The organism is Methanobrevibacter sp. V14, assembly GCF_963082475.1.
In the GTDB taxonomy this organism is placed as follows: Archaea; Methanobacteriota; Methanobacteria; order Methanobacteriales; family Methanobacteriaceae; genus Methanocatella.
In genome coordinates, this window is sequence record NZ_CAUJAM010000006.1 from 258,530 (window position 1) to 276,845 (window position 18,316).

22 protein-coding genes are annotated in these 18,316 nt (G+C 33.0%); 12 read left to right on the forward strand and 10 right to left on the reverse strand.

Going from position 1 to position 18,316, the window contains the following annotated elements; genetic code table 11:
- Positions 1-2: 2 nt before the first annotated feature.
- Both Q9968_RS03275 and Q9968_RS03280 read right to left on the reverse strand, forming a co-directional pair.
- The gene (locus Q9968_RS03275) at positions 3-698 is read right to left on the reverse strand and encodes a TIGR02253 family HAD-type hydrolase (RefSeq protein WP_305513422.1); all 696 of its coding nucleotides are present in this window, start codon (positions 696-698) and stop codon (positions 3-5) included.
- Between the two features lie 36 nt (positions 699-734).
- Positions 735-1,418, reverse strand: a complete 684-nt coding sequence (locus tag Q9968_RS03280) for a DNA polymerase domain-containing protein (RefSeq protein WP_305513424.1) — start codon at positions 1,416-1,418, stop codon at positions 735-737.
- 187 nt (positions 1,419-1,605) lie between these two features.
- Between Q9968_RS03280 and Q9968_RS03285 the strand changes: the two genes are divergently transcribed.
- The 7 genes from Q9968_RS03285 to Q9968_RS03315 all read left to right on the forward strand — a co-directional run bounded on the left by Q9968_RS03285 (position 1,606) and on the right by Q9968_RS03315 (position 5,593).
- Positions 1,606-1,953 (forward strand): hypothetical protein, encoded by a 348-nt coding sequence (locus Q9968_RS03285; RefSeq protein ID WP_305513426.1) that lies wholly within the window; start codon positions 1,606-1,608, stop codon positions 1,951-1,953.
- Positions 1,954-2,309: 356 nt separating this feature from the next.
- Complete coding sequence (locus Q9968_RS03290; RefSeq protein ID WP_305513428.1) at positions 2,310-2,585, forward strand: hypothetical protein; 276 nt, start codon at positions 2,310-2,312, stop codon at positions 2,583-2,585.
- A 17-nt stretch (positions 2,586-2,602) separates the two neighbouring features.
- Positions 2,603-2,842 carry a hypothetical protein gene (locus tag Q9968_RS03295; protein ID WP_305513430.1) on the forward strand — a complete coding sequence of 80 codons (240 nt, stop codon included), beginning with the start codon at positions 2,603-2,605 and terminating at the stop codon, positions 2,840-2,842.
- Positions 2,843-3,034: 192 nt separating this feature from the next.
- Positions 3,035-3,409, forward strand: a complete 375-nt coding sequence (locus Q9968_RS03300; RefSeq protein ID WP_305513432.1) for a 30S ribosomal protein S8e — start codon at positions 3,035-3,037, stop codon at positions 3,407-3,409.
- A 99-nt stretch (positions 3,410-3,508) separates the two neighbouring features.
- Entirely contained in the window at positions 3,509-4,528 is a 1,020-nt protein-coding gene (gene hypE / locus Q9968_RS03305; protein WP_305513433.1) for a hydrogenase expression/formation protein HypE, read from the forward strand.
- Positions 4,529-4,537: 9 nt separating this feature from the next.
- Complete coding sequence (locus Q9968_RS03310; RefSeq protein ID WP_305513435.1) at positions 4,538-4,939, forward strand: RDD family protein; 402 nt, start codon at positions 4,538-4,540, stop codon at positions 4,937-4,939.
- A 15-nt stretch (positions 4,940-4,954) separates the two neighbouring features.
- Entirely contained in the window at positions 4,955-5,593 is a 639-nt protein-coding gene (locus Q9968_RS03315) for a hypothetical protein (RefSeq protein WP_305513437.1), read from the forward strand.
- Here the strand turns inward: Q9968_RS03315 and Q9968_RS03320 are convergent, their stop codons facing one another.
- On the reverse strand, positions 5,594-6,058 hold the full coding sequence (locus tag Q9968_RS03320) for a thermonuclease family protein (RefSeq protein ID WP_305513438.1): 465 nt from the start codon (positions 6,056-6,058) through the stop codon (positions 5,594-5,596). It abuts the gene before it with no gap.
- 111 nt (positions 6,059-6,169) lie between these two features.
- Between Q9968_RS03320 and Q9968_RS03325 the strand changes: the two genes are divergently transcribed.
- Both Q9968_RS03325 and Q9968_RS03330 read left to right on the forward strand, forming a co-directional pair.
- Positions 6,170-7,030, forward strand: a complete 861-nt coding sequence (locus Q9968_RS03325; protein ID WP_305513440.1) for a radical SAM protein — start codon at positions 6,170-6,172, stop codon at positions 7,028-7,030.
- A gap of 35 nt (positions 7,031-7,065) precedes the next feature.
- Positions 7,066-8,340, forward strand: a complete 1,275-nt coding sequence (locus Q9968_RS03330; protein ID WP_305513441.1) for a DEAD/DEAH box helicase — start codon at positions 7,066-7,068, stop codon at positions 8,338-8,340.
- On the opposite strand, the gene Q9968_RS03335 is transcribed toward Q9968_RS03330, so the two are convergent.
- The 5 genes from Q9968_RS03335 to Q9968_RS03355 all read right to left on the reverse strand — a co-directional run bounded on the left by Q9968_RS03335 (position 8,341) and on the right by Q9968_RS03355 (position 12,758).
- Positions 8,341-9,144 carry a winged helix-turn-helix transcriptional regulator gene (locus Q9968_RS03335; protein ID WP_305513706.1) on the reverse strand — a complete coding sequence of 268 codons (804 nt, stop codon included), beginning with the start codon at positions 9,142-9,144 and terminating at the stop codon, positions 8,341-8,343.
- Between the two features lie 61 nt (positions 9,145-9,205).
- Complete coding sequence (recJ, locus tag Q9968_RS03340) at positions 9,206-10,615, reverse strand: single-stranded-DNA-specific exonuclease RecJ (protein ID WP_305513707.1); 1,410 nt, start codon at positions 10,613-10,615, stop codon at positions 9,206-9,208.
- Between the two features lie 2 nt (positions 10,616-10,617).
- Positions 10,618-10,887 (reverse strand): signal recognition particle subunit SRP19/SEC65 family protein, encoded by a 270-nt coding sequence (locus Q9968_RS03345; protein ID WP_305513443.1) that lies wholly within the window; start codon positions 10,885-10,887, stop codon positions 10,618-10,620.
- 8 nt (positions 10,888-10,895) lie between these two features.
- Positions 10,896-11,990 (reverse strand): UDP-galactopyranose mutase, encoded by a 1,095-nt coding sequence (glf, locus tag Q9968_RS03350; RefSeq protein ID WP_305513445.1) that lies wholly within the window; start codon positions 11,988-11,990, stop codon positions 10,896-10,898.
- 3 nt (positions 11,991-11,993) lie between these two features.
- Positions 11,994-12,758 (reverse strand): uroporphyrinogen-III synthase, encoded by a 765-nt coding sequence (locus Q9968_RS03355; RefSeq protein WP_305513447.1) that lies wholly within the window; start codon positions 12,756-12,758, stop codon positions 11,994-11,996.
- A 316-nt stretch (positions 12,759-13,074) separates the two neighbouring features.
- Here Q9968_RS03355 and rplJ point away from each other — a divergent pair, with 316 nt between their 5' ends.
- The 3 genes from rplJ to mfnA all read left to right on the forward strand — a co-directional run bounded on the left by rplJ (position 13,075) and on the right by mfnA (position 17,216).
- A complete protein-coding gene (gene rplJ, locus Q9968_RS03360; RefSeq protein WP_305513449.1) occupies positions 13,075-13,557 on the forward strand; it encodes a 50S ribosomal protein L16 in 483 nt (160 codons plus the stop codon).
- Positions 13,558-13,721: 164 nt separating this feature from the next.
- Positions 13,722-16,004, forward strand: a complete 2,283-nt coding sequence (gene ppsA / locus Q9968_RS03365; protein WP_305513451.1) for a phosphoenolpyruvate synthase — start codon at positions 13,722-13,724, stop codon at positions 16,002-16,004.
- Between the two features lie 54 nt (positions 16,005-16,058).
- A complete protein-coding gene (gene mfnA / locus Q9968_RS03370) occupies positions 16,059-17,216 on the forward strand; it encodes a tyrosine decarboxylase MfnA (protein WP_305513453.1) in 1,158 nt (385 codons plus the stop codon).
- Here the strand turns inward: mfnA and Q9968_RS03375 are convergent.
- Positions 17,213-17,584, reverse strand: a complete 372-nt coding sequence (locus Q9968_RS03375; protein ID WP_305513709.1) for a dihydroneopterin aldolase family protein — start codon at positions 17,582-17,584, stop codon at positions 17,213-17,215. The genes mfnA and Q9968_RS03375 overlap by 4 nt on opposite strands.
- On the reverse strand, positions 17,584-18,303 hold the full coding sequence (locus Q9968_RS03380; protein ID WP_305513455.1) for a sortase: 720 nt from the start codon (positions 18,301-18,303) through the stop codon (positions 17,584-17,586). The genes Q9968_RS03375 and Q9968_RS03380 overlap by 1 nt, the downstream gene beginning before the upstream one ends.
- Positions 18,304-18,316: the final 13 nt, after the last annotated feature.

An 18,316-nucleotide genomic window follows, 5' to 3' on the forward strand; every position in this document is an offset into this window, starting at 1 on the left:
GATTATAAGATTGTGTTTACATCACCAATATTATCTATTATGGTTATATCTAGTTTTTCTTTTTTAATGTAGGCTCTGTCATCTTCAGTAACATCGGAATTTACAAGGATTGCACTTATTCCAGCATTAACGGCGCCAAGTGCATCTTCTTTAAATTTGTTTCCAATCATAAGTGATTTTTCAGGGTTGCCTTTCATTTTTCTAAGTGCTACATCGTAAATTAACTTGTTTGGCTTGTTTTTTCCAACCTCTTCAGATGTAATGACCTCATCGAAAAATGAATGGATGTTGAGCCTTACTAGCTTTTCCCATTGCTTAATGGTTATTCCATTAGAGATTACTGCAAGACGATATCCTTGACTTTTAAGGTAGATTAATGTGTCTATGGTTTCTGGAAATGGCCTTAACAATGCCATTTTAACATTATGGTATGTAACCATCCCAAGAGCAACTAGCATCGGGTCTTCATGGCCTAAAACAACCTGAGTCAGTACATTAAAGTGTTTGCCATAATTGGATCCTTTTTCACGGATAATTGTTTTTAAAACACCATATGCTTCATCTTTATCAAGAGGTAAACCATTGTCTACCATCAATCCTATAGCTGCTTTTCTTGCAGTTTCAGCAAAATCTGAAGTGTCAAGCAATGTACCGTCTACATCGAAAAATACAACACGTTCATCATCATTTTTAATCATATGATTTTAATTATTGTCTTGGAAATATTTAAATTTTTAGAAAAATGCATCTAAGCTTTGCTGGACTTCACCTTTTGCCATGTCCTGCAAGTCTTTTTTACTATATCCAAATGAATACATAATCCTTTCAACTGCTGGAATCAACTGGTTATTGATATAATACTCTTTATCATAGTCATAACCTTCACTGTACTCGTATGGAACTGCTCTTTGACTGATGGTTCCTTTTCCTTTCACAATAATGTATTGGATGATGGTTCCGCGGGATACTTTAACTCCATGTTCCTCAATTCTTTGAGCGGCAACAACATGCGGGCCAATCTGCTTGTATTGGTTTAATGGTTTGGTTATTTGGGTGTGGATGATGAGTTCTTTTTTATCAACTTCACCTTTTCTTATTCGTTTTAAGACTTTTTTAACTTCACCAATAGCTTTATTGGAATCTCCTTCTTTTAAAATGGCCATTAAAATAGATTCCTGGGTTTTCTTTACAATAGGTGCCCAATCTCTTCTAACTAACTCTAATCCCTTAGCTATAATTTCTCCATCTTCAATTACAGCATATCTTTTTTTGCTTACAAAGAATCCTCTTCTGTAAAATCCTTCGTATTCAAGTTCCATGCTTTCGGGAAGAGTTGAGTTAAGATACTTTAAGAATTTTTGAGCTTGTGCTTTAATTTCAGCTTCAAGTTCTAATTGTTCTTTTGTTTCAACAGCCATTTCGACACCTTAATTTTAATATATCTTTTGTTGTTATAATACTTTTCTAAATCAATTTTTTAAAGTAATTTCAATTTAATTGCTTTTATATGGTAATATTGGCCTTAAAAATTTATTTTAATACTTTTAAAATGCTCTAGGGCATTCTTTATAAGTCATGTTGATTATACTATATGTGAGGTTTGATATGATGAAAAAACGATTGATTTCAAGCTATGATAAAAAAAACGACACTTTTGTTGGAAAACTTCAGGAAGAATCTGGATACTATGTGGACTATGAAATCTCTGATGGGATTTACATGGGAATTAACAATTTCAATTTGCCTTCAGCAATATTCATTCCAAATGCATCTAAAGTCCTGAACATTTCCAAATCAGTTTTAGAAAGTCCCGACGTATTGATAAATATTAAATGTGATGATATTTCATTGTCATTTAAGATGTTTATTGAAAATTTAAAAATATTTTCAGCAATATGCAGAAACAACTTTGACATTCCAAATATAAATTATGAGATGGACAGCAACTTTTAATTTGGAGATAATTGTTTTGCGAAAGATTTTAAATTGTAACCTATTTTTCGGGTTATTCCTTTTTTTTATTTTTGGAGATGGCCACAGGATTTGTATATGTCAGTAATATCCAATAATCGTGATGAAATCTGGTATATTTTCCTATTTAAACGCTTGACCACACACATGTAAAATACTAATGATGATGAAACCGAAAATGACCTCCTAAGAATGTTTAAGTCGTTTCAACCTGAAACCACTATTTAAATACCTGATTGATAGCTTCTAAATCACTCAAGTTTTTCAAGAGCTTATCTTTAATTAACTTTTAAATATAACTTAAATTTAATAGTAATATAAGTTAGGAGATGATATAAATGAAAGATCCAAAAATCGATATTAACTCTGGAGATGAAATTGTTATTGTCGTACCTGAAGGAGCTGTTAAAGATGGCGAATTAGAAATAGATTTAGATGAATTGGGTATTGATATAGAACAATTAGATGAAACTGTTAATATTGTAATTCAGGTTGAAGGTGAAGATTTCATTGAAACAGAACTATTAGATGATGACGATTTTCCTGATGAACCGAATGAATGGTACTTTGATGATGACCCATATAGGATTGTTTATTACGAATTTCCGGAATAATGGCGAGGAGTAGTTATATGGCAAAAGAAATTCCATATTATATTCTTGATGGTGAAGACAAATTCGAATGTATTGCTTCAGATGGACAAGCATATATTGATGATGAAGATTTAAGAAATTTATTAATAGATATTTTGGGCGATAAAGTTTCACATGACGACATTCAAAAAATTCTTGATGCTGCATCTGATGAAAACATGTCTGAAAAAGAATTCGATAAGTTAGTTGATGAGTTTATTTTAAAAAATTCTAATTAAAACTTCTATTTTTAGCCAAAAAAATAAAACATTTATATATGATGATGAAGTAATATTTTATTATCATTATTCTTTAAGGCTCTTTTTTGCTCTCAAAAATTAGGCTGTTATCTTTCTTGCTTACGGTTTAATTGAAAAGAGACTTACAGACAGCGATTATTATATTATATATTATATTTATTAGGTGAAATAATGGCAATTTCTCAAGGAAAATCAACAAGAAGTCCATCAGGTGCAAGAAATGTTGCACACCGTGGAAAAAGGAAATCCGAATTAGGAAGAGATCCTGCTGAAACTAGGGTAGATGAAAAAAGATTAAGAAAAATCAGAACCCGTGGCGGAAACGAAAAACTCAGATTAGCTACAGGTAATAAAATCAACGTTACAGATGCCGATGGTAAAACCAAAGTTACAGATGTCTTAGGAGTAATTGAAAACAGAGCTAACCCTAACTACGTAAGAAGGAACATCATTACCAAAGGTGCTATCGTAGAAACTCCTGAAGGCAATGCTAAAGTTACATCTAGACCTGGTCAAGACGGTGTTATCAACGGAATTTTAATTTAAAGATTTTTATCTTTAAATACTCTTTTTTTACTATCTTTTTAAATTTATATACTTGTTTTTACATATATTTCCATGTCAATTATTTAATTGGGAGATATAATGTCAGAAGATAAAATCAATATGAATCATGGTGCTGGCGGAGAAGTGATGGCTAATTTAATAGCCGGCACAGTTCTAGATAATATCACTAAAAAAAGTGTAAATGGTGGAATTAGTCTAGATGACTTAGATGATGGTGCATCAATACCTGTTGGAGATTATGAAATTATTTTTACCACAGACGGACACACAATTGATCCGTTATTTTTCCCAGGTGGAGATATTGGTAGGATTTCAGCATCAGGAACAATAAACGATGTTTCTGTAATGGGTGCTAAACCATTAGCCATTTCCAATGCAATTATCATGCAAGAGGGTTTTCCTATTGAAGATTTGGATAAAATCATGAAATCTTTAGATGAAGCTTGCCGGGAAGTTGATGTGGCTGTAATAACTGGCGATACTAAAGTAATGCCTCAGGGTAAGCTTGAGGGTATTGTCATGGTCACTACAGGCATTGGAATAGCTAAAAAAGGTGAAGTTGTCCGTGATTCTGGTCTTGAAGTTGGCGATAAAATTATTGTCACTGGTAGTTTGGGGGATCATGGAATGAGTCTCATGTCATTTAGGGAAGGTTTTGGTTTTGAAACTGAGTTGAAGTCTGATGTTGCTCCCATGTGGAATATAATTAAAAAAGCTTTAGAGATTGGTGGAGTTACAGCAATGAAAGACCCTACCCGTGGCGGATTTGCAAACGCCATTAATGAAATGGCTTCAAAGGCAGGTGTGGGGGTTGTCCTTGAACAGGAAGCAATTCCAATAAAAGAGGCAGTTCATGCTGTATCTGAAATGTTAGGCATTGATCCATTTGAAGTAGCTAATGAAGGAAAAGTAGTTATGGGAGTTAAAGCAGATAAGGCTGAAGCGGTCCTTGAAGCCATTAAAGGCGAAAAATATGGTGAGGATGCAGCAATAATTGGTGAAGTTGTTGAAGGGAATTATGTTGTTGTCAATACTCCGATTGGTGGCGAAAGAATTCTTGAAGCACCAATAGCCGATCCAGTTCCTAGAGTTTGTTAAGGTGATAAAATGGCAACTATGTTTACAAGAAGAGTTATTTCATATATTTTTGATTTTATTGTGGTTTCAGCATTAATGGGGGTTTTATCTTTCTTTATATTTTCAATTATGGGACCGAAAAATGTTCATTTGGTTTATCAGTATCTGCCTTATGTGGTGCCTTTTGGAATATTTGTTTACTTTGTCCTTTGTGAAAAATTAGCTGGTGCAAGCATTGGCAAGTCTATAATGTATCTTCAGGTTAAATCTAAAAATGGTGCGGATATCTCTTGGCCGCAAGCTATTGTACGTAATTTAACTAAAATTTACTGGATTCCAATAATTTTCGACTGGTTGATTGGTAAAATATTACATACTGATAGATTATTCAACGACATTACAAAAACTATCGTGATAAATGATAACAGATAAATTTGAGACAGTATTATGATTAAAAAAGTTCAGGTTCTTTGGTATTTAAACAAAGAGGATTTGGAGAATTATTGTATAGATTTTAAAGAATACAAATCTCATAAGCTTGAAGGATATGAAATCGTTGAAGTCGATGAGGATTTAATTTATGATTTATGTGATTATAATCCGGATAGATTGGAACCTTTAGGTTATTTTAAAAACAAAAAAGAACTTGAAAACTATTTGGCCGATACAATAACAAATAATGAATATGATTTAGAGCTTGATTCTCCGGAACTTAGAGAAAAAATTGATAAGGCAATTGGTTCTGTCGAATTCAGCGGTGAGGATTATTATATTTCAATCGGTGAATGCATTGGTTGTGAGGATACTCAAATAGCCAGCTGGTATGATTCACTCAGGAAGGAATATGATAGCTCTTCAAGGGACAATGTGTGGGTTTTGGCTGTAACTGGTTATGATCCTTATGAATTGTCCTTAACCGGAAGAACCTTATCTTATGTTCTTGCGGATATTTTAAATGTTACTGAAGCATCACTAGATAATTTAATACCGAATAAAGGCCATATCACTGTTGAAGAATGGAATGAAATTTTAGACAAGGTATATAAGAAAAACAAAATCTATTTGGGTTTGGATAGGGTTGTTTGACTATACTTCGCCATTTTCAAACTCACTTGGACTAAAATAAGTGGCCTTTGCTAGATTATTGTCCAGCAATTCTTTATTGATGTCCATATTGTCAGTATATACAATAGCTAATGTGCGGCCATATCTGTCTTTTGGCTGTTCATCATCAATATTTAGATATACGGTTTTTCCAAGGCAATTGTCACTAACAAAATTCTTTGCCTGACTTAATCCCGGTTCATCCTCGGGTGTTTTTACTTGTGTTAGTTGCACCCTTCCGACACCATAAACTTGAATCGTGTTTCCGTCAACAACCTCAAGACATTTTCCCACTTTTTCATAGTGTACTGTTTTGCTGTTTATTGTTAATGTTCCAGTTTGGTTTTCTTGAGTGCTTGTGTCTTCTATAAATACGTTTGCAACGGTCACTATCGTTGTCATTATGAATATGATTAATAGGATAATGGATATTGTTTTCTTATTCATTCTTCACTTCCTCCTTGCTGTTAACTCAACTTATGAGGAAATTTATATGTTTAGTTATTCTTTTGTTAATTTTAGTATAAATTAATTAATATTGAAATTCAAATTAATTTCATGCATTATGTGAATTCTAAAAGTATATTGTCCGGTCAAAATGGGATGAATCTTTATAGGGGATGTAGTCACGGCTGCATATATTGTGATTCTAGAAGCGAAATTTACGGCATGAATCATTTATTTGAGGATATTGAAGTTAAAGAAAATTCACTAGAATTGCTTAAAAAGGAATTGATTAAACGTCCCAAATCCATGATTGGATGCGGTTCCATGAGCGATCCATACATTCCTCTTGAAAAAAACATTAAATTTACTAGAAAAGCATTGGAATTGATAGATAGATATGGGTTTGGATTTACATGCATTACCAAGTCTGACCTGATTTTAAGGGATTTGGATTTGCTCAAAAAAATCAATGAAAAATCCAAAGTCGTTGTTCAAATTACCTTAACAACCTCTGATGATGAGTTGTGCCGTATTTTAGAGCCAAATGTTTGCGACACTTCAAGACGTGTTGATGTCCTAAAAATTTTAAATGATAATGATATTCCAACAGTAGTGTGGCTATGTCCAATTTTGCCTTTCATTAATGATAATGAGGAAAATATAAACTCTATTTTAGATTATTGCATTGATAATAATGTTCATGGAGTGGTATGCTTTGAAATGGGACTTACTTTAAGAGATGGAAATCGCGAATATTTTTATGAAAAATTAAATCAACATTTTCCGGGCCTTAGAGAAAAATACATCACAAAATATGGCAATAATTATAATTTGTTAAGTCCCAATAATCATAAATTAATGAATATTTTTAAAAAAAGAACAATTGAACATGGTATTTTGAATAATAATGATGAAATATTCGGGTATTTATCCGATTTTCCTCAAAAATCTGTTCAATCGAAATTAATCTAAATTATTAAATAACTTGTTTTTCATAACTAATACTTATGAATTTTGATGATTTAAATATTTCAGATGAAATTAAAGATGCAATAAATGATATGGGGTTTGAAAGGCTAACTCCAATTCAGAAATTGTCAATACCTGAAGCTTTAAAAGGAACTGATGTAACTGGTCAGGCACAAACTGGTTCAGGTAAAACTATAGCTTTTACAATTCCTATACTTTCAAAAATATTTATTCCAGACAGATCGCCTCAGGCCATTATCTTATGTCCAACAAGGGAGTTATGTATGCAAGTGGCATCGGAAATTGCAAAAGTTGGAAATAATATCCGGAAACTTAAAGTTTTAGCGGTTTACGGAGGCCAACCGATCGGCAAGCAAACACGTGTTCTTAAAAAAGGGGTTCATATTGTTGTTGGAACACCGGGTCGTGTAATTGACCATATTGATAGAGGCAATCTTGATTTGATAGGTGTTGAAAGTGTTGTTTTGGATGAGGCTGATGAAATGTTGGATATGGGTTTTAGAGAGGATATTGAGACAATTTTAGAAAGTACTCCTCATCAAAGACAAACTTTACTTTTCTCAGCAACAATGCCAAAGGATGTTATAAGAATTGGCAAAAGCTATCAAAAGAATCCTAAATTTATAAAAATTGCCAATAAAAAGAAAAATATTCCAAAAATAACTCAATATGCATTTAAATGCAATATCAAAGATAAGTTTGATGGATTGACCAGATTGATTGAATCATATGATGTCAGGTTGGCTTTGATTTTCTGCAATACTAAAAAGAGTGTTGACTTTGTAGCTAAACACTTGAGAAAACAGGATTTCAATGTGGATAGCCTTCATGGAGACATGAAACAAGTGGTTAGGGATAAAATTATGAATAAATTTAGAAACGGCAACATTAATATATTGGTTGCAACTGATGTTGCTGCCCGTGGTTTGGATGTTGTTGATGTTGGTGCTGTTATCAATTATGATGTCCCTCAAAACAGCGACGATTATGTTCATCGTATTGGAAGAACTGCAAGGGCTGGAAAAAGTGGTTTAGCTTTCATGTTAGTTTCAAAAGATGAAATTCAAAGGTATAATAAGATTAAAAAGGACAATAACATTAAAATAACAGAAAAAGAATTGCCAACTTTTCAGGATATTGAATACATTAAAAACAAGCGAGTTTTAAATAATGCAAAATCACTGATTGAAGAGGGCAATTTAGATGAATATTTAAAAATAATTAAAAATGAGTTGGAATGCAGCGGTGTTGATATGGCCGCCGCATTATTAAAGATGATTAGGGAAAATTAATTATTTTCCACCATCAATAATATTAAATTTAATTTTTTGGTTTTCAAGTTCACGAGTAAATGCCTTGCTCATGTCCCCAACGCAAATTGCAAGGACATTTAAACCTTTACGGGCAGCATTTGCAGTTGCTTGTGGTGCAGCATATTCAATTGATATTGGCATGCCTAGTTTTAAAGCAACAGCACGTGAAACAGTGCCGGCAATGGCAATTCTATCTATTTTTTCACCAGTGTTGGTTCCTTTTTCATATATGTTTTTAATGAGTTCAAAATCACAGGATTTAGATCCTCCATCTTTTATAGTAGGAACATTGATTACAGTAACTTCACCAAGTCCCATGTCAATTATTCCAGTTAAATTAGTTAAAGCAACATCCATTCCTTCTTCTGCATCGTCCAATACTACGCCTGTTGCATTTTCTTCTTTTTTATGAGCATATAAAACTCCATCTTCCATAAATAATCCAACAATATCATCTTTATCAAGATTTTCTTTTGCTATTGCCGGCCAGATGGTTTTATAATGATTCATAGTTTCTAAAACAGAATCCGAATATTTTCTTAAATTAATTGCATCTTTTTTAACTTTGTCAATACCGTCTTGGGTAATTTTATATGGGGATCTACCGTCTTTTGAAGTTATATAGCCTAATTCCATCAATGTTTTAATATTTTCTGAAACAGCTTGGACAGTGATCCCTAACTTTTCAGCCAAATCTTTCTGTTTGAGATGAGGGTCTTGTTTTGAAATTTCACTTAATATTTGGAAATGTGTTAACGCACCTCTTTTTTTAAATGCTCTCATCATTTTTCATTCCTCAATTAAAGTTGATTAATTACTATTTTTATCTTTACTAATATATATACTATTTTGTTAGTTTGCCTTCAAGAGAATTGTTGAATTGTTTAATAAATTCAGACTTTTTATCAAAAGGTATATATGCACCACATGCCATGGAGTGTCCACCACCACTTCCTCCAACTTTACTTGCAATATTACGTATAATATTTCCAAAGTGAATTCCATCGTATGATAAAAGTCTTGAACATCTAAGTGAAACTTTAATTCCTCCATCATCTGTTTGAGTAAATCCTATAATTGGCTTTTTCCAATTGCAATATCTCAGTATCATTCCAGTAATGGTACCAACTATTTCCGGTTTAATGCCTGTGCCGTCAAAGTATTGTAGGTTTTCAAGTTCAACTATATTTGAGTCTGCATCCTCAGCAACTTGTTCAATAGATTGGGCTAAATTGTGTCTATGGTCGCGGTTTACGACTTCAAGCTCGTCTAAAGCTGCAACTCTATCTCCTTTCAGCACTTCCATTGCTATTTTTTCTTCATGGTTTCTTCCACAAGCATTCATTGCTGTTGAAAATTCAGAAGCATCTCTTAGAAAACTGTCTTTGGATTCTTGTAAAAATGTGTACGAATCACCAATAATCAATTGTGATATGTATTTAACATAATTCCCAGGGACTTCTTTAGCTATCATTCCTGAAAGTTTTTGGTAAAGTTTACCCTTATCTTCCATTGTGAGTTCATTCAGTGTTTTTCTATTATTTTTCTCATCAATGCCAAGTTCTTCTAAAATAGCCATTGTTTCTGAAGTATTGTTGGTTATGGGGAGTTTAACATCATTGAAATAAGATAGGGCGACGAATAACGGACGTGTATTCCTTCCATAAATGTTAATGTCATTTTCAATGACTTCAAGGTATCCTCCATCAATTGCATCTTGCTGAATTATTTTGTTCAATCCTTCAAAATGACCGCTGTGAGTATTTTGCATATCTCCAATAGCAGATAGGACTCCAATCCAACTTAAATCATCATATCCAAATTCTTTTGAAAGGAAATAGCATAATCCTCCTCCACAAACATAATATGATCCGTCAATTCCATGGTGAATAGGATTAATTTCTAGATAAGTGTAGTCTTTATCGTTTTTATAATCCAGGTCTCTTAATGGAGGATGGTGATCTAGAATAATTATTTTCTGACTCTTCTTTGCATTTGTATCTATTAATTGGCCAGAACCTAAATCTGAAAATATTGTTAAATCATGGTCTAAGTCAATGTTGTCCAGCACGTCTAGATTTACAAATTCAATTTCATGGTTCTTGTTCAGTCTGTCTAGTATGGTTGATAATATTGCGCCTGAACAAATTCCATCACAGTCAATATGGGAATAAACTTTAATGTCCTCACTTGATTGGATGATTTTTTTAGCTTCTCTGTACTGTTCAGACATTAATTGTGGTATTTGCATAATAATCAGTTTCTCATTTTTTTAATCTCTAAACTAACTTCACGAATAAGTTCCAGTTTGGTTTTGTCCCATTCAACAAGGGCTCTTCCAGATTTTTCATACCATTTTCCAGGATATGAAAACTCTTTTTGAATAGTGTGGGTTAATCCAAGTCTTTTCAATGCTCTTTCGATGTCATTGAGTGTAGGTTCTTTTACAGCATCTACTTTGGCGATTTTTCGACCTTCTTTAAGTGATAAATTCTTATTTAAATATTGTGGCCAAACAGTTATCATATTTTCACCTATTTAATTTGATTTTCAAAGAGATCTAGTGCATCTTTAACCACTAAATCCATATTATAATATTTATATTTTGCAAGTCTGCCTGCAAAAATCACATTTTCTTCTTTTTCCATTTCCGCTTCGTATAATTTAAACTTGTCCAAATACTCTTTTGTAGGATAAGGGTAACATTTCTCACCGTTAAATCCGGGATATTCTTTCATAATGGCTGTTTTCCCATCAACCTTTTGTTGAGTTAGCTTTTTAAATTCAGTAATCCTTGTAAAGTAGGGATCGTTTGGATAGTTAACAACGCCTGTTTCCTGATAAGAATCTTGGTCCAGTATATCATATACGAAGTTTAAGCAGCGATATAATAATTCTCCATATTTGTAATCATAAAAGTAATCAATTGGGCCGGTATAGATTAAGGTGCTGTAATTGATCTTGTGGATATAATCTTTATAGTCTGAGTTTAGGCCAACATGGATTTCATCTGATTTAATCATGTTTTTACACATTTGGGTAAATCCTTCCTTTGGCATTCCCTGATAGGTATCTTCAAAATATCGTGTGTCATGATTAAATCTAAAAGGAATCCTTGAAATAACACTTGGACTTAAATTGGCGGCAGATGTTCCCCATTGCTTTTCAGTGTAGTTTTTAAATAGTTTTTCATAAATGTCACGACCAGCATTTTTTAAGACAACATCCTGTGAGGATTTTATCTCATCAATATCTTCTTTATGTTCGTCAATCCATTTTTTCATAGATTCTTCATCCAAATCAAGGTCGTAAAGTGCATTTAATGTATCTATGCAAATGGGCATTGGAACTAGTTTTCCATCAACATAGCTTAAAACCTTGTGTTCGTAGTCTATCCATTTGGTAAATTGTGATAAATAATCATGAACGTCTTTATGATTGGTATGGTAAATGTGGGGGCCGTATTTTTGAATTAGAATGTCGTCTTTGTAGAAATCATATACGTTGCCTCCAATATGGTTTCTTTTTTCAATGACTAATACCTGTTCGTCTAATTCATTTGCAATTCTCTCAGCAAGTGTTAAACCAGAAAGTCCAGCACCAACAATCACATATTTGTAATCATCCATTCTTCATTGCTCCTTTAATTTTTCGAATAATAATTCCATCATATCCGGAACTGTGTATGTGTCGGGGTAAATGTAGGCAACATTATATTTTTCTAAAACTTTTGCTGTAATCGGACCAATTGAAACGGTTATTAAATTGTCAGACAACAATTTGGCTATTTTTTCCTTATCTTCAACGATTTCAAAGAAATTCTCAACAGTCAATGGACTTGTAAATGTTATTGCATCGATTTTTTTATTTTCGATTTTTGAAATCAAATCCTTGACTGCTTTACTGTCCATTGGAAATAGGGATTTATATGCTTCAGCTAAAATAACTTCATTTCCAAGTTTTTCCAGCTCTTCAGGTAAAACCGGCCTTGCTGATGCAGTTCTTGGAATTCCAATAACTTTGCCGGTTATTCCATGTTTTTTAAACTCGTCAATAAGGCCTTCTGCGGTAAAGTCAGCAGGTATTAAATCAATAGTTAAACCTTGTTTTTCAAGTAGTTTTCCGGTTTTATTTCCAATGGCTGCCAATTTGCAAGTTATGGATTTGATAAAATCCGGGTAGAACTTGTTGAGTGAAACTATTGTTGTTGGTGAAGTAAATACAATCCAATCAAATTCATCTTTTTTTGCAACAAAATCTTTTAGGGATCGTGTGTTCACAGGTTTTAAATCAAGTGTTGGAGCAAGAATTGCCTCACCACCTAATCTTTCAACAATTTCGCAGGCTTTTTGAGCTCTGTCTTTTGGTCTTGTTATTGCAACAACAGGTTTTGACATATTTCATTACCTTCATTAATTTAATAATGTGATATACTATGTTTTAAGTGTTTAATATTATTTGTCATTGTTATTTTTCAACCTTGTAGAAACCATGTTAAAATTTTTAGATGAATATTGATTTTTAACTTGTTTTATTCAGATAATCATTTATTTACAGAAGAATCCAAGTATTTAAAATGAGTGTTTCTACAAGTTTAATAAAAGGTTTCATCTGAAGTTTCTAGGAATGAAGGTCTCTTTCAAAAACTTGTGTGATTTGAATTTTTACTATTTTTTGATTAAAACATTTTATGTTTAACTCGGAGGAAGAATTATGGTTCGTGCTTATACAAGAAGAGATTATATTAGAAAAACCCCAAATTCAAGAATTGTACAATATGATATGGGAAATTTAAAAGATGAATTTCCAGTATCTGTAAGTTTAGCTGTTAAAAAACCGGCTCAAATTAGACACAACTCTTTAGAAGCTGCAAGGATTGCTTCTAACAGATTAATGCAAAGGGCTGCAGGAAGAATGGGATACCACTTAAAATTAAGAGTATATCCTCATCAAATTGTAAGAGAAAACCCAATGGCAACTGGTGCAGGAGCAGATAGGGTACAAAGTGGTATGAGAAACGCTTTCGGTAAACCAATTTCTGTTGAAGCTATTGTTAAAAAGAATCAAAAAATTGTCACAATAGACTGTCAGGAAAAAAACTTTGAACAAGCTAAAATTGCGCTCAAGAGAGCAGGAATGAAATTGCCGGTTCCTTGTAAAATTGTCGTTGACAAAGGCGCAGATTTAGTTAAATAGATTAATTTAATTAATCTTTTCTACTCTTTTTTTATTAACTTATTTCATGATTAAAATACTTTTTTTTCATTAAATATTTAAACTTTAAAAATCATATTTAATATTAATATTGACTGATTCTTATGGTCAATGTAATATATTTTTAATCTGAGAGGTTATATTTCATGTATGTTGTAAAATTTGAGGATTTATCCAAATCCGATATTAGAATTGCAGGCGGAAAAGGTGCTAATTTGGGTGAATTAACCCAAGCGGGTATTCCAGTTCCACCAGGTTTTGTAGTAACTGCGCAAGCTTATGAAAAATTTATGGATGAGGCAGGAATCAACGATAAAGTTATGAGCATTCTTGAAGAAATTGATATCAATGATACTAAAGCTCTTCAAGCCGCTTCCAAGGAAATCAAAGAACTTATTATTGAAGCACCTATTCCAGAAGATTTAGTTTTATTTATTCGTGAATATTATAATGAACTTTGTCAAAGAGTTGGGGAAGATGACGTTGATGTGGCAATCAGATCATCTGCAACCGCAGAAGATTTGCCTGAAGCGTCATTTGCAGGTCAACAGGATACTTTCTTACATGTTTCTGGGGATGATGAAGTAATTGAATACATTAGAAAATGTTGGGCTTCCTTATTTGAAGCAAGAGCAATCTTTTACAGGGAGGAAAACAACTTTGAACATTCAAAAGTTTTCATCGCTGTTGTTGTTCAGAAAATGGCACATGCAGATAAAGCAGGAGTAATGTTTACTGTAAATCCATCCACCGGTGAAGAAATAGCTTTAATAGAAGGGTCATGGGGTCTTGGAGAAGCTGTTGTATCTGGTGATGTAACTCCTGATAATTACCAGGTTGATAAAAAAGCTAATGAAATTATTAATGTTACAATTAGTGATAAAAAAATAATGTACACTAATGATGATAAAGGCACCAGTATAAAAGTTGATGTTCCTGAAGATTTAAGAAATAAAAGGGTATTGTCAGATGAAGAGCTCATTGAATTAACTGAAATGGGTAAAAGAGTTCAAGCTCATTATGGTGAGCCAATGGATACTGAATGGGCTTTTGAAAATGATAGTTTATTCTTATTGCAAGCTAGGCCAATTACAACTTTAGGTGATATTGGATCTGAAGGAAATGATGATGCATCTTCTGAGTTAGGTGATGTTCTTGTAAGGGGTCTTGGAGCAAGTCCTGGTATGGCATCTGGTAATGTTAAAGTTGTTTTCGACATTGATGAACTAGATAAAATTAAAGATGGTGACATCATGGTTACAACAATGACCACACCGGATATGGTTCCTGCCATGAGAAGGGCAAGCGGCATTGTAACTGATGAAGGTGGAGTAACATGTCATGCATCAATTATTTCTCGTGAACTTGGAATTCCTTGTGTTGTAGGAACTGCTGATGCTACAACAAAATTAGAAGAAAATTTTGGTGTTACAATAGATGGTAAAAAAGGATTGGTATTTGACGGAATCTTTGAGATTAAAGAGGAATCTGCAAATATTGTTACAGGCACTGTTGAATCAGCTCCTATTATTACTGTAACTGAAGTTAAGGCTAATGTTAGTATGCCTGAAGCTGCACAGAAAGCTGCAGCTACCGGTGCTGATGGTGTTGGACTTTTAAGAACTGAACATTTGATGTTGACTTCCGGTGTTCACCCAGGTAAATTTATTGCTGAGAACAGGGAAGATGAGTTAATTGATACAATTGCTGATAATGTTCAAATCGTAGCAGATGCATTTTATCCAAAACCTGTATGGTATAGAACTTTAGATGCGCCTACTGACGAATTCATCACTTTGGAAGGTGGGGAAAACGAACCTATGGAGCATAATCCAATGCTTGGTTGGAGAGGAATTAGAAGAGAACTTGACCAACCTGAAATTCTTGAATGCGAATTTAAAGCTATTAAAAAATTGCATGAAAAAGGATACACAAATATTGGTATTATGATTCCATTGTCACAAAGTCCTGAAGAGCTTATACAAGCCAAAGCGATCTGTTCTGATGTGGGTCTTGAACCTCACAGGGATGTTGACTTTGGAATGATGGTTGAAATTCCAGCAGCTGCGATAATGATTGATGAATATATTAATGTTGGAATAGACTTTGTAAGTTTAGGAACCAACGATTTAACTCAATACACTCTTGCAGTAGATAGAAACAACGAATTTGTTGCAAAACACTACTCTGAAGAACACCCTGCAGTAATGAAATTAATTGAAAGAACAATTAGGAAATGTGCTGAAGCAGGTGTGACCTGCAGTATTTGTGGTCAAGCAGGCAGTGTCCCTCACATTGTTGAAAAACTTGTTGAATTTGGAATTAGTAGTGTTTCTTCCAATACTGACGCTATTGCTGATGTGAGAAAAACTGTTGCTCGTGCTGAACAAAAAATTATTCTTGACGCTGCTCGTAAACGTTTAGAATAATATCTTTTATTTTCTTTTTTTATTTTTATTTTTAACAATAAATTAGGTTATTTTATGGATGATAAACCAGCAGATAAGCAAGTTATTTTAAAGGAATTAGAGGAAATTCATAGTTTGGATCATGATTATGCAGACGGCAGAATTTTAGGCTCAATGTGTACTGAAGCCCATCCTTTTGCTAAAAAAGTTTATTGTGAATTTCTGGACACCAATTTGGGTGATCCTGGATTATTTAAAGGAACTAAACAAATTGAAAATGAGGTTATTAAATCTATTGGGGATTTATTGTCTCTTGACAATGCTTATGGCAATATTGTCACAGGGGGGACTGAAGCTAATTTAATGGCGATAAGGGCTGCAAGAAATCATGCAAGAAAATATAAGGGGATAACTGATGGTGAAATAATTATTCCCGATTCTGCTCATTTTTCATTTAAAAAAGCTGCTGACATGTTAAATCTGGAGATAGTTGAAGCTAAATTAGATGACAATTATAAAATAGATGTTGAATCTGTTAGGGAGGCAATATCTGATAAAACAGTAGCTATTGTTGCTATTGCAGGCACTACTGAATTAGGTTTAATAGATCCAATTGAGGAAATTTCAAAAATCGCTTTGGAAAATAATATTTATTTCCATGTTGACGCGGCATTTGGCGGATTTTCAATTCCATTTTTAAAAGAACTTGGTTATGACTTACCTAATTTTGATTTTTCACTTGAAGGAGTTTGTTCTATAACTGTTGATCCTCATAAAATGGGTTTGGCTCCGATTCCTGCTGGAGGAATTATTTTTAGACACAGTGAATATTTGGATGTAATGGCTGTTGATTCACCATATTTAACTGTTAAAACACAATCCACCATTGTAGGAACTCGTTTAGGAGCTTCATCAGCTGCGACTTATGCAATTATGAAATACTTTGGAAAAGAAGGTTATTTTAAATTAGCTGAAAATTTAATGGAAAATACTAAATTTTTAGCTGGAAATCTAAAAGAGTTAGGTTATGAACTAATTTGTGAACCTGAATTAAACATAATAGCTTTTAATCATCCGGATATGGCCACTAATGATTTAGCTCAAAAATTAGAAGATTTGGGATGGAAAGTGTCTGTTGCTAAATGTCCTGTTGCAATCAGGGTCGTTTTAATGAATCATGTTAAAAAGAATCATTTAAAAGAATTATTGAAAGATTTAAAAGATATTTATTAATCTTTTATGCTTTCAACATACATTAAAGGATAATTCAGTTCTTCATTAAATTCAATTCTAATAATTGCTTTGACATTCTCCACTTTTGTATGGATTTTAACATCTAACATATCGCCGGTTAGGGAGGTGTATTCAAATTCGGTCATTGATTCTTCAAGTTTATCAAATCTTATTTTAGCTTCCACTTTCTCAATTGCAGGTTGCAGGCTTACAGACTCTTCAATAGCTTTTTCTAAACTTTCTTTAGATTTTTTATTTATGGGTGTTCCTACAAACTGATGAAATAATGCGCCCATACTAATAGCACCTTCAAATATGGCTCTTTCTCGGGCAGTTATATTTGAAAAGTATTCCTTATCTACATCCATCATGCTCCTCCATTTAAAAATATTATTTTATCATAAATTTGTTCGGAAGGGATTGGATTTATGAAACAGTAAAATAAAATCGCTGAAATGATTATTACTGTGATTAAAATGTATATTCTGTTGTCTTTAGGATAAAAGAAACTAAATGCCAATCCGACTATTAGAAATATTGACGAAATCATTAACGCATTAAACTCTTGGGGATTGTTTTTAATAATCTTCTCGTTTATGGAACTTATATTATTTAACTCGCCGTAAACTAATAGTCTATTTTCAGTTGACCCAATAGGATCACAGGTGACTAATATTGTACTGTTTGCACCGCCATATTTTAAGTTATATGATGCAGGCACAATTGTTGTATTTGTTACAGTATAGTTTAGCTCACCTACTCCAGGCCATTCTAGTAAGAATGAATCTCCAATTTCAAGTTCATTTAACCTTAAAAATGGTGATCCTTGAAGGGTTCTGTGTCCATACAGTACAACCGTATCATTGGGCGGAACATTTTCACCAGGATCACTTAATACGCCCTGATTTAAGGATTTGTTGTTAATTTTTTCATCAACCCCAATTGAAGGGATTATAATTTTAGGAGAATCAATGTTTTTTTCAATTACTAGTTTTGCTGAATAGTAATTCACTTCTCCCATTGCATATAATCCGATAATAAGCAAACAAATTATCACAATCATTGTTGAAATTTTAGGTTTGTCCATGATATCAATTTTG